This is a genomic window from Cupriavidus sp. 21MJTG02-4 (assembly GCF_057798975.1).
This window is the reverse complement of the sequence record NZ_JBYOJP010000016.1, coordinates 54315-68147: the sequence shown is the minus strand read 5'-3', so window position 1 is coordinate 68147 and position 13833 is coordinate 54315. Positions and strand designations below refer to the sequence as shown.

General features: G+C 66.8%; 16 protein-coding genes. 6 read left to right on the top strand and 10 right to left on the bottom strand.

The features are described 5' to 3' along the window. Window positions 1-49 precede the first annotated feature (49 nt). Window positions 50-487: a YbgC/FadM family acyl-CoA thioesterase gene (locus AC3FKH_RS26555; protein ID WP_483732047.1), complete on the top strand. Its 438-nt coding sequence runs from the start codon at window positions 50-52 to the stop codon at window positions 485-487. 111 nt (window positions 488-598) lie between these two features. Here AC3FKH_RS26555 and denD read toward each other — a convergent pair whose 3' ends face one another. The 7 genes from denD to AC3FKH_RS26520 form a co-directional block, all read right to left on the bottom strand. Beyond that, entirely contained in the window at window positions 599-1573 is a 975-nt protein-coding gene (gene denD, locus AC3FKH_RS26550; protein WP_488678711.1) for a D-erythronate dehydrogenase, read from the bottom strand. 20 nt (window positions 1574-1593) lie between these two features. Further along, window positions 1594-2376: a 2-oxo-tetronate isomerase gene (gene otnI, locus AC3FKH_RS26545; protein ID WP_488678709.1), complete on the bottom strand. Its 783-nt coding sequence runs from the start codon at window positions 2374-2376 to the stop codon at window positions 1594-1596. A 37-nt stretch (window positions 2377-2413) separates the two neighbouring features. After that, window positions 2414-3790 (bottom strand): MFS transporter, encoded by a 1377-nt coding sequence (locus AC3FKH_RS26540; RefSeq protein ID WP_488678708.1) that lies wholly within the window; start codon window positions 3788-3790, stop codon window positions 2414-2416. Window positions 3791-3883: 93 nt separating this feature from the next. Further along, the gene (otnC, locus tag AC3FKH_RS26535; RefSeq protein WP_488678707.1) at window positions 3884-4537 is read right to left on the bottom strand and encodes a 3-oxo-tetronate 4-phosphate decarboxylase; all 654 of its coding nucleotides are present in this window, start codon (window positions 4535-4537) and stop codon (window positions 3884-3886) included. After that, window positions 4534-5835: a 3-oxo-tetronate kinase gene (otnK, locus tag AC3FKH_RS26530; RefSeq protein ID WP_488678706.1), complete on the bottom strand. Its 1302-nt coding sequence runs from the start codon at window positions 5833-5835 to the stop codon at window positions 4534-4536. Before otnK ends, otnC begins: the two co-directional genes overlap by 4 nt. 13 nt (window positions 5836-5848) lie before the next feature. Continuing rightward, window positions 5849-6751 carry an L-threonate dehydrogenase gene (gene ltnD, locus AC3FKH_RS26525; protein WP_488678705.1) on the bottom strand — a complete coding sequence of 301 codons (903 nt, stop codon included), beginning with the start codon at window positions 6749-6751 and terminating at the stop codon, window positions 5849-5851. Between the two features lie 52 nt (window positions 6752-6803). Further along, window positions 6804-7541: a FadR/GntR family transcriptional regulator gene (locus tag AC3FKH_RS26520; RefSeq protein ID WP_483711282.1), complete on the bottom strand. Its 738-nt coding sequence runs from the start codon at window positions 7539-7541 to the stop codon at window positions 6804-6806. A gap of 189 nt (window positions 7542-7730) precedes the next feature. On the opposite strand from AC3FKH_RS26520, the gene AC3FKH_RS26515 reads away from it, so the two are divergent. Then, complete coding sequence (locus AC3FKH_RS26515) at window positions 7731-8159, top strand: GNAT family N-acetyltransferase (protein WP_488678703.1); 429 nt, start codon at window positions 7731-7733, stop codon at window positions 8157-8159. On the opposite strand, the gene AC3FKH_RS26510 is transcribed toward AC3FKH_RS26515, so the two are convergent. The 3 genes from AC3FKH_RS26510 to ygfZ are packed head-to-tail and all read right to left on the bottom strand — an operon-like array spanning window position 8160 to window position 10329. Beyond that, complete coding sequence (locus AC3FKH_RS26510) at window positions 8160-8987, bottom strand: NRDE family protein (protein WP_488678702.1); 828 nt, start codon at window positions 8985-8987, stop codon at window positions 8160-8162. Between the two features lie 27 nt (window positions 8988-9014). Continuing rightward, window positions 9015-9305 (bottom strand): DUF4936 family protein, encoded by a 291-nt coding sequence (locus AC3FKH_RS26505; RefSeq protein ID WP_483711285.1) that lies wholly within the window; start codon window positions 9303-9305, stop codon window positions 9015-9017. Between the two features lie 16 nt (window positions 9306-9321). Next, window positions 9322-10329 (bottom strand): CAF17-like 4Fe-4S cluster assembly/insertion protein YgfZ, encoded by a 1008-nt coding sequence (gene ygfZ / locus AC3FKH_RS26500; protein WP_488678701.1) that lies wholly within the window; start codon window positions 10327-10329, stop codon window positions 9322-9324. Between the two features lie 205 nt (window positions 10330-10534). On the opposite strand from ygfZ, the gene mltG reads away from it, so the two are divergent. From mltG to AC3FKH_RS26480, 4 genes are all read left to right on the top strand, one after another. Beyond that, on the top strand, window positions 10535-11530 hold the full coding sequence (mltG, locus tag AC3FKH_RS26495) for an endolytic transglycosylase MltG (protein WP_488678700.1): 996 nt from the start codon (window positions 10535-10537) through the stop codon (window positions 11528-11530). Between the two features lie 6 nt (window positions 11531-11536). Next, complete coding sequence (gene tmk / locus AC3FKH_RS26490; RefSeq protein ID WP_488678698.1) at window positions 11537-12148, top strand: dTMP kinase; 612 nt, start codon at window positions 11537-11539, stop codon at window positions 12146-12148. 83 nt (window positions 12149-12231) lie between these two features. After that, a complete protein-coding gene (locus AC3FKH_RS26485) occupies window positions 12232-13245 on the top strand; it encodes a DNA polymerase III subunit delta' (protein WP_488678697.1) in 1014 nt (337 codons plus the stop codon). A gap of 94 nt (window positions 13246-13339) precedes the next feature. Further along, window positions 13340-13735, top strand: coding sequence for a PilZ domain-containing protein (locus AC3FKH_RS26480; protein ID WP_488678696.1), 396 nt, complete (start codon window positions 13340-13342; stop codon window positions 13733-13735). Window positions 13736-13833 lie beyond the last annotated feature (98 nt).

Below are 13833 nucleotides of genomic sequence, written 5' to 3'. Positions count from 1 at the left end.
GGCGGCGGCCTGAATGCCATGTGAGATCCATTCAAGGGAGACAAGCCCGATGGCAAAAGAAGATTTCCGCCACAGCATGCCGCTGCGCGTGCGCTGGGCCGAAGTCGATCCGCAGTCGATCGTTTTCAATGCGCACTACCTGACCTACTGCGATATCTGCGTGACCGAATACTGGCGCGATGCCGGCATCCGCTATCCGGAAGACGTGCTGCACGCGCATGGGGTCGATATCTTCGTGGTCAAGTCCACGCTGGAGTATCACGCCTCGGCGCGGTTCGACGATGTGCTCGATATCCGCGGCCGTATGGCGCGGATGGGGCGGTCGAGCATGCTGTTCCGGGTGGAGATGTACCGCGGCGACGAACACCTGATCACGGGGGAGATCGTGTATGTGTGCGCGGATCCGAAGTCGCAGAAATCGGCGCCGATTCCGGGGACGGTGAGGGAGATTATCGAAGGGTATGAGGTGGTGAAACCGGCGGCGTGAAGACGGCTGCCAACAGGACTATCGCGCTGTTTGCTTCCCTCTCCCGCAAGCGGGAGAGGGGGCAGCCCGCGGAAGATGCAAGGGCAGTGGCAGTAGTAAAGCGTTGAAAGCTTACTTCGCCAACCCCGCATCCTCCATATACGCCCGGATCACCTCGTCAAAGCTCGCATCGCTTTGGAACCCCAGCGACAGCGCACGCTCCGCATTCCACGCCGCCGGCCACGTGCCGACAATCTTCTCGACGCGTTCCTCGCGCTGCCACGTCACCCGGTCGGCCACTGCATCGCCTGCGACGCGGCGCAGCGCTTCCACCATGCCGGCGGCAGTCACCGACAAGCCCGGCAAGTTCACCACGCGGCGATTGCCGAGGCGTTCCCCATTCAACTCGATACCGTTGACAAGCGCCGCCACGGCCGCGCGCGGAGATAGCAGCCATAGCGGCGTTTCCGGTGCCACGGGGCAGTTGGCTTCCACACCCGCCAGCGGCTCGCGGATGATGCCGCTGGCAAACGACGAGGCCGCGGCATTGGGCTTGCCCGGTCGCACGCTGATGGTGGGCAGGCGCAGCACGCGGCCGTCGACAAAGCCTCGCCGGCTGTAGTCCGACAGCAGCAGTTCGCCTATCGCCTTCTGCACGCCGTAGGACGATTGCGGGTTCAGCGCCGTATCGTCCTGCACCACGGGTGGCAGTTCGCCGCCATAGACCGCGACCGAGCTGGTGAACAGCACGCGCGGCTTGTGGCCGGCCTGGCGGCAGGTTTCCAACAGCGCGCGTGCCGCGTCGAGATTGACGCGCATGCCAAGCTCGAAGTCGGCCTCGGCCTGGCCCGAGACCACGGCGGCCAGGTGGAAGATGGCGCCGGTGTCGGCATCGATGGCTTGCGCGAGGACGTCGGGGTCCGACAGGTCGCCGGTCACCACGCGCACGCGCGCATCATCCAGGCCTTGCGGCGCTACCACGTCGAGCAGCGTCAGGCGGTCGAAGGCGACTGCGCGGCCGTCCAGGTCCAGGGTGCCGCGCAGCAGCAGCAGGCGCGCCAGTTGCAGGCCGAGGAAGCCGGCGCCGCCGGTAATCAGTACGTTCATGGCAATGCTTCTCAGTGGGTTCAGCGCTTCAGGTAAGGCTTGATCCAGCCCAGGCCGGCGGAGGTGCCGGCGCGCGGCCGATACTCGCAGCCGATCCAGCCCTGGTAGCCAAGGTTGTCGATGACGTCGAACAAGTACGGATAGTTCAGTTCGCCGATGTCCGGCTCGTGGCGCTCGGGCACGCCGGCGATCTGGATATGGCCGATGCCGGCGAAGTCGCGCTGCAGCTTCTTCGTGACATCGCCCTCGACGATCTGGCAGTGGTAGCAGTCGAACTGCACCTTCAGGTTGGCGGCGCCGACTTCCTTGCAGATGGCCTGGCCGTCGTCCTGGCGGTTCAGGAAATAGCCAGGTATGTCGCGCGTGTTGATCGGCTCGACCAGCACGGTGATGCCTTGCGCTGCGGCGGCACTGGCGGCATGGGACAGGTTTTCAAGGTACGTGGCGCGGCAGCGCGAGCGGTCGGCATCGGCCGGGATCAGGCCGGCCATCACGTGGATGCGGTCGTTGCCGATCACGCCGGCATATTCCAGTGCGCGGCCGAAGGCGGCGCGGAACTCGGCTTCGCGGCCGGGCAGGGCCGCCATGCCGCGTTCGCCTGCGGCCCAGTCGCCCGGCGGCGCGTTGAACAGCGCCTGCACGAGGCCATTGGCGTCGAGACGCGCGCGCAGTTCGGCGGCCGTGTAGTCGTACGGGAACAGGTACTCGACCGCCTGGAAGCCGTCCGCCGCGGCGGCGGCAAAGCGGTCCAGGAAGTCATGCTCCGTATACATCATCGAAAGGTTGGCGGCGAAACGCGGCATGGTTGGTTTCCGGTTGTGAGTCTTGAAGGCGGGCCGGTCAGCGGTTGACCAGCCGGGCCGGTGTCAGCCATACGAGCACGGCGCCGACGACCAGGATCGCCGACAGCACGTACATCGGCAACTGCGTGCTGTGCGTCATGTCCTTGAGCGCGCCGACCATATACGGCGACACGAAGCCGGCCAGGTTGCCCACGGAGTTGACCACCGCGATACCCGAAGCGGCGGCGATGCCCGACAGGAACGCGGTCGGCAGCGACCAGAACAGCGGCGCGCAGGTCAGCACCCCGGCGGCGGCCAGCGACAGGGCGGCGATGGCTACGGTCGTATTGTGCGTAAACGAGGCCGCAATCGCAAAGCCCGTGGCACCCATCAGGGCCGGCACGATCAGGTGCCAGCGGCGCTCGCTGCGGGCGTCGGCACTGTGACCGAGGAGGTTCATGACGACGATTGCGCACAGGAACGGAATTGCGGACAGCAGGCCGATGTTGAAGTTGCCGGTGACGCCGCTGGCCTTGACCAGCGTGGGCATCCAGAACGTCAGCGCGTACTGGCCGGTGACGAAGCAGAAGTAGATCAGGCACATCCACCAGACGCGGCTGTCACGGAATACGGCGCCGAGCGAGTGGCCATGCGATTTGCCCGAGGCCGCGCCGGCTGCCTTGACCGCATTCTGCTGGTCTGCCTCGACATTGCGCTTGAGCACGCGCTTTTCATCAGCGTCGAGCCACGGCGCCTTGTCGATGCCATCACGCAGCACGAAGACGGTCAGCACGCCGATCAGCAGCGACGGCAGCGCTTCGATGATGAACATCCATTGCCAGCCGCGCAGGCCATGGGTGTTGTTGAAGGCGTCCATGATCCAGCCCGACAGCGGGTTGCCGAACATGCCGGCCACGGGAATGCCCGACATGAACAGTGCGATCATCTTCGCGCGGCGATTGGCCGGGTACCAGTAGGTCAGGTAGAGGATCACGCCCGGATAGAAGCCCGCTTCGGCCAGGCCGAGCAGGAAGCGCATCACGTAGAACTGGGTCGGCGTCTGCACGAACATGAACAGCCCTGACACGATGCCCCAGGTGATCATGATGCGCGCGATCCAGATGCGCGCGCCGAGCTTGTGCATCAGCAGGTTGCTGGGCAGTTCGAACAGGAAGTAGCCGATGAAGAACAGGCCGGCGCCAAGACCGAACACGGTCTCGGAGAAGGCCAGGTCCTGGCCCATCTGCAGCTTGGCGAAGCCGACGTTGACGCGATCGAGATAGGCGATCACGTAGCACAGCATCAGGAACGGCATGATGCGCCAGAACACCTTGTGATAGGCGCGTTTCTCGATCTGGGTGTCGGCGTCGAGCCGGGCGTCGCCGCCCAGGCTGTCGTAGGCGGGCACGCTGGCCGCGGGTTGGTTCGGTGTCACGGTGGTCTCCGTTCGGGTTTCGGGGGCGCGAGTGTTCTCCGCGCGGCTGCCAGGCGGCAGTCGCGTCCGGGTCGCGTCGGTATCAGTGGGTTGCTACCAGCGGGCCTGGAAGATATCCCGCAGTTCGGTGAGTGCGCTTTCGCTGAGCGCGGCGCGGGCGGCGAAGCCCGGCACGTCTTTCATCATCATCCAGAGCTTCGCGGTTTCCTCCAGTTCTTCCAACGCGAAGGCCGCGCGCGAGACACTGGACTCCCACACCACCGGACCGAGCCGCTCCAGCATCACGCCGCGCACGCTGTTGGCGAGCGTGGCAACTTGCGCCGCAACGGCGGGATCGCCAGGGCGGTGGTACGGAATCATCGGGATGTGCCCGACCTTCATGACGTAGTACGGCGTGAGCGGCGGCACGATATCGTCGGGCGCCCACACGCCGGCCAGCGTCAGGGCCACGAGATGCGTCGAGTGCGTATGCACCACGGCGTTCGCATCGCGGTTGTTGTCATAGATGGCACGGTGCAGCGTCAGCGTCTTCGACGGCTTGTCGCCCGAGACCCAGTTGCCATCGCCGGACACCTTGGCGACGGCGGCGGGATCCATCATGCCGAGGCAGGCGTCGGTCGGCGTGATCAGCCATCCATCATCGAGCCGCGCGCTGATGTTGCCCGCCGACCCAACCGTATAGCCGCGCTGGAAGAGGCTCGCGCCGATGCGGCAGATCTCTTCGCGCAGCTTGCTTTCCTGGCTCATGGCTGTCCTCCGAGTTGGGCGAGTGCCTGCGCGAAGAAATCCTCGCCGCCGAAGTTGCCCGATTTCAGGGCGAGCGCGATCGGCTGTGTATCGAGCGTGACGGTTGCCGGTACACCCGGCGCGATCTGCTCGCCGATGCGCAACGCGCGCACGCCCAGCGCCTGCACCACGGCGCCAGAGGTCTCGCCACCCGCGACAACGAAGCGGCGCGTGCCGCTCGCGAGCAGTCCGGCCGCGATACCGGCCAGCGCCTGTTCGACCAGATGGCCCGCGCGTTCCACGCCGAGTTCGGCTTGCACGGCCTTGACTTCGTCGGGGCTGCTGGTCGCGTAGATCAGCACAGGCTCATCGTGGCTGGCCGCAAAGGCGAGCGCGGCATCGACTACCGCCTCGCCGCGCGCGAGTGCCAGCGGATCGATGCGCAGGGCGGGGCGGCCTTCACCGAGCCAGCGCGCAACCTGGCCGTTCGTCGCGCGAGAGGCGCTGCCAGCCAGCACGACACCATGGCCGTCGATGCGCGGCACCGACGCGGCATCGCCACGCTGCGGCAGCAGGCCCGCACGGCGGAAGTTCTCGGGCAGGCCCTGCGCGATACCCGAGCCGCCGGTGATCAGCGGCAACGCCGCGCAGGCCTGGCCAAGCGTGAGCAGGTCGGCATCGGACACAGCATCGGCAATCGCGAGGCGCACGCCATCGCCGCGCAGGTCCGCAATACGTTCGGCAGTCGCATTCGCACCGCGAGCGACGGCGTCGTAGCGCAGCAGGCCGACCTTGCCCCGGCTCTGCCCCTGCAGCACGCGCACGAGGTTCGCGTCGGTCATTGGCGTGAGCGGATGGTGTTCCATGCCTGACTCGTTCAGCAGGACATCGCCGACGAACAGATGGCCGCGGAAAATCGTGCGGCCATTCTCGGGGAAGGCCGGGCAGGCAATGGTGAAGTCGCTGTCGAGCGCTGCCAGCAGGGCTTCGGCGACCGGGCCGATATTGCCGGCGCTGGTTGAATCGAACGTCGAGCAATACTTGAAGACGAACTGCTGGCAACCCTGTGCGCGCAGCCATTCGAGTGCGGCCAGCGATTGCGCTACCGCGTCAGCGGCGGGAATGGTGCGCGACTTGAGCGCGACCACGATGGCATCGGCCTGGCCAATGTCCTGGACGGCGCCGACGTCCGGCACGCCAATGGTCTGCACCGTGCGCATGCCGTTGCGCACCAGCGTGTTGGCCAGGTCGGTGGCGCCGGTGAAGTCGTCGGCGATGCAGCCCAGCAGCGGGCGGTCTTGCGCTTGGATGGCGGTCATGATGCGCTGCGCCTCAGTTGGCCTTGTCGGCCTTGGCCGGCAGTTTGATGCCGGGGAAGATCTTGATCACGGCGGAATCATCCTCGCCGCCGTGGCCGGCGGTGGAGGCCATCATGAACATCTGGTGCGCGGCGGCGGACAGCGGCAGCGGGAATTTGCTGGTGCGCGCGGTGTCGAGCACCATGCCAAGGTCCTTGACGAAGATATCGACCGCCGACAGCGGCGTGTAGTCGCCGGAGAGGATATGCGGCACGCGGTTCTCGAACATCCACGAATTGCCGGCGCTGTGCGTGATGACGTCGTACAGCGCATCCGGGTCGACGCCTTCGCGCAGGCCCAGCGCCATGGCCTCGGCCGCGGCGGCGATATGCACGCCGGCCAGCAGCTGGTTGATGATCTTGACCTTGGAGCCGGCACCGTGGGCGTCGCCCAGCCGGTAGACCTTGCCGGAAATGGCGGCGAGGACGTCTTCGGCGAGCGAATAAGCTTCGGCGGGGCCGGACGTCATCATCGTCATTTCGCCGCTGGCCGCGCGCGCGGCGCCACCCGACACCGGGGCATCGAGCATCAGGATGCCTTGCTCGCCAAGACGGCGGCCCAGGGCTTCGGCAAAGGCGGGCGGCACCGTCGCGCTGGCAATGACGAGCGTGCCCGGGCGCATCGCCGTGGCGGCCCCGTCGTTGCCGAACAGAACAGCCTCGGTCTGCTGGGCATTGACCACCAGCGTGATCACGACATCGCAGCGGCTGCCCAGTTCTGCGGGGCTGGCGCACGGCACGCCGCCGGCATCGGCAAAGCGCTGCAGCACCTCGGGCCGCAGGTCGCAGGCATGCACGTTGAGGCCCGCGCGCAGCAGCGACTGCGCTACACCGTTGCCCATGGCGCCAAGGCCGATCACGCCGATATTCCGGGACATAGAAAACTCCTGATGCAGGTAAGACTGGTCAATCGATGAGGACGGCCCCGGTTCAGCTGGCCGTGCCGGAACGCTCGTCGTCCGCTTCGTCCTGGCCCAGCTGGGACAGGCGGCGGGCGGCGTTGAACATATGGTTTTGCGCCGCGTTGCTCGCGGCCAGCGCGTCGCCCGCGCGGATCGCGGCGACGATGGCCAGGTGTTCGTCGCGCACCTGGCGCGTGAAGTCGGCGCGGCGCGCCTCGTTGGTCCGCGTCACGCGCGTCGCGGCTTCCAGGTACTGGCTCAGGAATTCAAGCGTCTTGAGGAAATACGGATTGCCCGTGGCTGCCGCAATGGCGCGGTGGAACGCCACGTCGGCGGCGACACCGTCGCCGCCCTCGGCCACTTCGGCGTCGAGCCGGGCCAGCGCGGCGTCGATGGCCACCATGGTTGCGTCGGTGCGGCGGCGCGCGGCCTGCGCAGCCACCTCGGCCTCGATCGCGCGCCGCAGTTCGACGATCTGCAGTACCGAATCCAGCGTGCCGGTGTCGGTGTAGTCGATCCGCAGCGGGCGGATGCCGGCCTGCTCGGTCACGAACACGCCGCTGCCCTGGCGCGATTCGACCACGCCTTCGTATTTGAGCCGGGAGATTGCCTCGCGGATCACCGTGCGGCTGACGCCGAATTCCTCGGACAGCACGGCTTCCGTGGGCAGCTTGTCCCCGCGCGAGAAGGCACCGCTCTGGATCTTGTCCAGCAGTTGTTCGGCGACATTGTCGGTCAGGGCTCGGGCCGGGACTTTCTGGAACATGGTTTATCGGGTCATCGGGTAGTCAGGTCATCATACAAATTTCACACGACTCTGTTAGTGCAGGTAAACCCTTATATGGTGCAAGCTGCACGATGGCGGTGCCTCCGAGACGCGGAGGTTTGTGGCGTATCATGGCGGCCGCAGCCTACCTGCGGATCGACGTTCATCCCCTTTTGCCAACGAATTTCCATGCCTGTCACCGTCCTGATTTGCCCCTGGTCCGAAGCGCGCGAGCGCGCACGCGCCATCCGCTACGCCGTGTTCGTTGAGGAGCAGGGCGTGCCGGTCGAGCTGGAGTGGGACGAATGGGATGAGCCGAGCTGGCATGCCCTGGCGCTGGCCGGGGACGGCACGCCGGTTGCCACCGGCCGCCTGCTGCCCGACGGGCATATCGGCCGCATGGCGGTGCTCGGCCTGGCGCGGGGCACCGGTGTCGGCGCACGCGTGCTGGAGGCGCTGGTGAACAAGGCCGCCGAACTGGGCTATCCGGAGCTGGTGCTCAACGCGCAGACGCATGCCGCGGCGTTTTATGCGCGCGCCGGTTTCACGCAGGTCGGGGATGAATTCGAGGAAGCCGGCATCCCGCACGTGGAGATGCGCAAGCGCCTGCGCGGCTGATCAGCGCGGCGCCGGTACCGTGCCCGTGTCGCGGGCCAGGTTCAGCTTGCCGCGATAGGAGACCTCGCCGGTCTGGCCGTTCGCATCGAAGCTGCGTTCGCTGAAATCGAAGCGCCCGTCGTGGCGCACGCGCAGCACGGTGCTCGCGCGCGTGCCGTAGTTGGGCGAGCGGATAAACGCGGACGACAGCAGCTTTTCCCAATCGGGCGAGACACCGGTCGAGGGCAGTTCGAAGTTGGCGGCCTGGCGCTCGTCCGCCAGCAGCTGGAGGTAGGGCGCGGCGCTGGCGTTGGCATGGCCGGTATCGGCCGCCAGCACTTCCGCGAGCGCGCCGACCCGGCTGCGCACCTTGGGCCACGGCGTATCGAGCAAGGCGTTGGATAGCCCGTACAGGCCCGGCCGCAGGCGCTCTGGCTGGCGCGAGGCCGACCGGTTGCTGTACCACCAGAGTTCGTGCAAATCGCAGGCCAGCAGATTGAAGCCGTTGTAGCAACCGTCCGCGCCAGTGAGGGCGCCAAGGTAGTCGGCTGGTCCCTGGTGTCCGCGCAGGAAACCGGCCACCAGTTCACCGCGCGAACGCGCGTCGGTGCGTTTTTCCGACGGGGCGCGATAGTTTGTCAGCGCGGCAAAGCGGCCTTCGCCCGCCACGCCCATCCAGGTGCCGGGTTCGCCGATGACATCGGCCAGGTCGCGGCCCGCCAGCACCTGCGAGGCTTCCTGCCACCAGTGCGCGGGCGCCGCCGGACGGGCATAGAATTCGTCGCGATTGCCGGCCACCACCAGGGCATAGTCCGGGTGTGATTGCCAGGCAACCAGGATCAGGCACATTGCTTTGCTTCCTTCACTGCGCAGAATCTACAGCAGATCCAGGTCGATGAAATGCTCGACCTGGCGTTCGCCATCCACCCACTGCTCCAGACCGCTCTGGCGCCACAAACCTGACAGTGTGGCGTCGAAGGCGGGTGGGACATCGGCATAGCATTCCATCCAGGTCTGCACGCCGGCGCGGGTTTCGGGTCTGCGCATCAGCGTACCACCAATTCCGGTCGCCTCGGCAACCGTCTCCATCCAGCGGTGCCAGTGCGGCAGCGCTTCGGCTGCCGTGGCTTCCGGCACGCGGAAATAGACGTAGAGGTGATCGCTCATGGCGGTGTCCTGCAGGTCAGCCGGCGGCCTGTGCGGCCTCGGACAGCGGTACTTCGTACGGAAGACGGCCCACCGTCAGCGCGGGACCTTCGGCGCTGCCCAGGTGCAGGGCTGCCGCGGCGGCGTCGATCTTCAGCTCGGCCAGGCCTGCCCAGCCGCCCTGCGGCGCCGGAGCGGCATTGACGATCATGCCGCACGGCTGCTGCGGGTCTTCCGGACGGAAGATCTCCGCGGCCGGTGCCGGCACGGCGCCGCTGCCCTGTACCAGCCACATGCGGCGCTTGAGCGTGCCGCGGTACTGGCTGCGGGCCACGATTTCCTGTCCCGGATAGCAGCCCTTGCGGAAATTGACGCCACCGACGATTTCGAAATTGACCATCTGCGGCACGAACTGTTCCTGCGTCGCCGCGACGATGCGCGGGATGCCGGACTGCACTTCGAGCCAGTCCCAGAACGCCGCATCGGCTTCGGACAGCTGGCTTGCCAGCGCCGCGCGGATTTCGGCGGCGCGCGCGGCCGGCAACAGCAGTTGCCAGCGCGGCTGGCCGGCGGCGTCCGGCAGGCGGACGACGGTCGTGCCGTCAGCGCTGTCGGCGTCGAACACGGCGTTGGGCGCGGCAAGCCCGGCCTTTGCCAGGGCCTGTGCGGCGTGCGGCCCGGCCACGCCGAGCACGGCAACGGCCGGCGTGAGATCGCTGAGTTTCGCCTTGGCGCGCAGCACGAACATGCTCAGCCGCTTCTGCAGCGCGGGGAGGACGTCGGCCGACAGTTGCAGCACGATGCCCTCGGCATCGCGCCACATCAGGAAGCTGGCCTGCAGCCGGCCCTTGGGCGAGCAATAGCCGGCCAGGCGCGCGGCGCCAGCAGCGAGATCCTCGACCGCATTGGTCAGCTGGGTGTGCAGGAACGTGGCGGCGTCGTCGCCGGCCACGCGGATCCAGCCAAGCCCGGACGGCGCGCAGACAATGCCCCTGCTTTGCAGGGCGTCAAGGCTGGCGGCGAGGTCCGGGGCTGGGGTGTTCATTTCAGGCATTCCGTATCAGGCAAGAGGGGTGCATTTTGCAGGTGCGCGCCGCGCGTCACGGCTTCCGGTAGAGACCCGTCTCATCGTGGCGGCGCAAGGCTCCCGGTATTATATGGGGCTGCCGGCATTTCAGCCGGCGCCGGCGCGCGCGGCGGGCGGGGGGCATCACCCGCCATACGCACGCTGCCGAGACTGAACGGATTTCATGACACGTCTTTTCATCCGCCTGGGACTCGTGGTCCTGGTGCTTGCCGCGGCTGTCGCCGGCGCTTTTGCGTGGTGGGCCAACCAGCCGCTGGGGCTGTCCACATCGCCTGTCGAGGTCGTCATCAAGCCTAATTCGGGGGTCGCCAGCGTCGGTCGCCAGCTCCAGCGCGGCGGCGTGGGCATGGATTCGCGGCTGTTCCAGCTGTTGGTCAGGCTGACCGGGCACGGACCGGACCTGAAGGCCGGCGGCTACACCTTCGAGGCGGGCATTACGCCGCTGGGCGTGGTCGGCAAGCTCGCGCGCGGCGAGGTCACGCATTACGTGGTCACCGTGATCGAAGGCTGGGAATTCCGCAAGATGCGCGCGGCCGTGGACGCCAGCCCGGCGCTGCGCCACGACACGCAGGGCATGTCCGACGCCGAATTGATGAAGGCGATCGGCGCCGCCGAAGCCGCGCCGGAAGGGCTGTTCTTCCCGGATACCTATCTGTTCGCGCGCGGCAGCAGCGATATCGAGTTGTACCGCCATGCCTACAAGGCCATGCAGCGGCGCCTGAACGAAGCCTGGAACGCCCGGGCCGCCGACCTGCCCTACAAGACCCCCTACGAGGCGCTGGTGATGGCGTCGATCGTCGAAAAGGAAACCGGCCAGGCCGGCGAGCGTCCGATGATCGCCGCGGTATTCGTCAACCGGCTGCGCAAGAACATGATGCTGCAGACCGACCCCACCGTGATCTACGGCATCGGCGAGCGCTTCGACGGCAACCTGCGCAAGCGCGACCTGCAGACCGACACCCCGTACAATACCTACACCCGTAACGGCCTGCCGCCCACGCCGATCGCCTTGCCGGGCCTGGCCTCGCTGGCGGCCGCGACGGCGCCGGCGCCCTCGGACGCGCTGTATTTCGTGGCGCGCGGCAACGGCACCAGCCATTTCTCCAACACGCTTCCCGAACACAACCGCGCGGTCGACCAGTACCAGCGCGGCAAATAGGCATCCATGCGCGGAAAATTCATTACCTTCGAAGGCATCGACGGCGCCGGCAAGAGCACCCATATCGACTGGGTGGCGGCGCGTCTGCGCGAGCGCAAGGACCTTGGCGCCGTGGTCACCACGCGCGAGCCCGGTGGGACGCCGCTGGGTGAAGACCTGCGCCAGATCCTGCTGCACCGGAAGATGCACCTGGAAACCGAAGCGCTGCTGATGTTCGCGGCGCGGCGCGAACACATCGCCGAAGTCATCGAACCGGCGCTGGCGCGCGGCGACTGGGTGATCTCCGATCGCTTCACCGACGCCACCTTTGCCTACCAGGGTGGTGGCAGGGGGCTGGACACGGCGCGGCTCGAAGCGCTGGAAGACTGGGTGCAGGCGGGACTGCAGCCGGACCTGACGCTGCTGTTCGACGTGCCGCTGGAAACCGCCAGCGAACGCCTGGCTGGTGCGCGTGCGCCGGACAAGTTCGAGGCCGAATCGCGCGCCTTCTTCGAACGCACCCGTACCGAGTACTTGCGCCGTGCCGCGCAGGCGCCCGGCCGTTTTCGCGTGATCGACGCCACGCGGAGCATCGACCAGATTCGTGTCGAGCTTGAGAAAATCATCGCAACGCTTTGATTTTGAAGCGTTAGATTGATCGATAATATCGCCTTCGAGATGAAGGCGGCACTTCAGCTTTCACGGCTAACTGACTGATTCGCATGCTCTATCCCTGGCAAACGGAAGACTGGCAACGGCTTGGCGCGCTGCGCGAGCGGCTGCCCCATGCGCTGCTGATCCACGGCCAGCAAGGGACCGGCAAGCGCGACCTGGCGCTGCATTTCGCGCAGGGCCTGCTATGCGAGTCGCCGCGGCCTGATGGCCAGCCGTGCGGCCAGTGCGCGGCCTGCCACTGGTTCAGCCAGGGCAACCACCCCGATTTCACCGTGGTCCGTCCCGAGGCGCTGGAGGCTTCGGGCGAAGGCGAATCGGACGACAGCGGCAAGAAGAAGGCGCCCAGCAAGATCATCCGCATGGAGCAGGTGCGGGCGCTGATCGAAGCGGTCGGCGTCGGCACGCACCGGGCCGGCTTGCGCGTGGTGGTGGTCTACCCGCTGGATGCCCTGCAGGCCGAAGGTGCCAACGCACTGCTGAAGACGCTCGAGGAGCCGCCGTCGTCGACGGTGTTCCTGCTGGTCACCGACCGGCTCGACCGGATCTTGCCGACCATCCTGTCGCGCTGCCGCCAGTTTTCCGCGCAGCGTCCGACACCGGAAGCCGCGCTCGCCTGGCTCAAGGGCCAGGGCGTGGCGGATGCCGAAGCCCAGCTGGCACTGGCCGGCGGTTCGCCGCTGACGGCATTGCATGCCGCCGAAGCCGAGGAGCAGCCGCTGCAGCGCTGGCTGGTCGGCCAACTGGGTGCCGGCGCCGAGTTCGACGCGTCTGCGGCGGCGGAACAACTACAAAAGATGCCGGTCCCCGCCGTGCTTGGCATCCTCCAGCGCTGGACGTACGATCTGCTGAAATGCCGGCTCGATGCCTCGGGGGGCGCGGTGCCGCGCTACTTCCCGAAGGAGCGCGCGGTGCTGGCGCGTTGCGCCGGCGCATCGAGCGCCCATCGCCTGCAGGCGTTTGCGGCGCGCATCAATGCGCACCGTCGCAGCGAAAATCATCCGCTCGCGGCAAGGCTGGTGATGGAATCCGTATTTCTCGAATACCGGCAACTGTTCCAGTGACAGCGCTGGCGTAGCAGTTAAGGCCCGGCAACAGCCGGGGAGCAGGTCCAGAACACTTAAAACAGAACGATAGTCGGTCAAAAAGGGGTCAGTCATGAATGCAGAAGTCGCAACCATACCGGGGCGGGCCACCGCCACCATGGGTGGCGCACCATCGCGGCCGAACGTGTTGTCCTTGTCGATCAAGGACCAGGCGGGGCTCTATGCCGCGTACATGCCGTTCCTGGCGCGCGGCGGCATTTTTGTGCCGTCGAACCGGCCGTTCCGTCTGGGCGAGCAGGTGTTCCTGGTCCTGTCGCTGCTGGACCGTCCGCAGAAATACCAGGTCGCCGGTCATGTTGCCTGGATCACGCCGCCGGGCACGCCGATGAAGACGCCCGGCGTTGGCGTGCATTTCCCTGATGACGACAATGGCCGCAGCCTGCGGCGTGCCGTAGAGGAAATCCTGGGCAAGCAGTTGGAATCCGGGCGGCCAACCCAGACTTTATGATGGTTGCGAAGATTGCTTTGTAACTGACTGAAATTGAAGAGTATTTGTTGAGTTTTACTGTAAGCACGATGGTACCGGCGACATGCCTGGTACCGCTG

Excerpts from the sequence above, each read along its gene's own strand:
- AC3FKH_RS26555 (WP_483732047.1), top strand. The coding sequence starts at position 50 with ATGGCAAAAGAAGATTTCCGCCACAGCATGCCGCTGCGCGTGCGCTGG.
- denD (WP_488678711.1), bottom strand. The coding sequence starts at position 1,573 with ATGAACGTACTGATTACCGGCGGCGCCGGCTTCCTCGGCCTGCAACTG.
- otnI (WP_488678709.1), bottom strand. The coding sequence starts at position 2,376 with ATGCCGCGTTTCGCCGCCAACCTTTCGATGATGTATACGGAGCATGAC.
- otnC (WP_488678707.1), bottom strand. The coding sequence starts at position 4,537 with ATGAGCCAGGAAAGCAAGCTGCGCGAAGAGATCTGCCGCATCGGCGCG.
- otnK (WP_488678706.1), bottom strand. The coding sequence starts at position 5,835 with ATGACCGCCATCCAAGCGCAAGACCGCCCGCTGCTGGGCTGCATCGCC.
- ltnD (WP_488678705.1), bottom strand. The coding sequence starts at position 6,751 with ATGTCCCGGAATATCGGCGTGATCGGCCTTGGCGCCATGGGCAACGGT.
- AC3FKH_RS26520 (WP_483711282.1), bottom strand. The coding sequence starts at position 7,541 with ATGTTCCAGAAAGTCCCGGCCCGAGCCCTGACCGACAATGTCGCCGAA.
- AC3FKH_RS26515 (WP_488678703.1), top strand. The coding sequence starts at position 7,731 with ATGCCTGTCACCGTCCTGATTTGCCCCTGGTCCGAAGCGCGCGAGCGC.
- AC3FKH_RS26510 (WP_488678702.1), bottom strand. The coding sequence starts at position 8,987 with ATGTGCCTGATCCTGGTTGCCTGGCAATCACACCCGGACTATGCCCTG.
- AC3FKH_RS26505 (WP_483711285.1), bottom strand. The coding sequence starts at position 9,305 with ATGAGCGATCACCTCTACGTCTATTTCCGCGTGCCGGAAGCCACGGCA.
- ygfZ (WP_488678701.1), bottom strand. The coding sequence starts at position 10,329 with ATGAACACCCCAGCCCCGGACCTCGCCGCCAGCCTTGACGCCCTGCAA.
- mltG (WP_488678700.1), top strand. The coding sequence starts at position 10,535 with ATGACACGTCTTTTCATCCGCCTGGGACTCGTGGTCCTGGTGCTTGCC.
- tmk (WP_488678698.1), top strand. The coding sequence starts at position 11,537 with ATGCGCGGAAAATTCATTACCTTCGAAGGCATCGACGGCGCCGGCAAG.
- AC3FKH_RS26485 (WP_488678697.1), top strand. The coding sequence starts at position 12,232 with ATGCTCTATCCCTGGCAAACGGAAGACTGGCAACGGCTTGGCGCGCTG.
- AC3FKH_RS26480 (WP_488678696.1), top strand. The coding sequence starts at position 13,340 with ATGAATGCAGAAGTCGCAACCATACCGGGGCGGGCCACCGCCACCATG.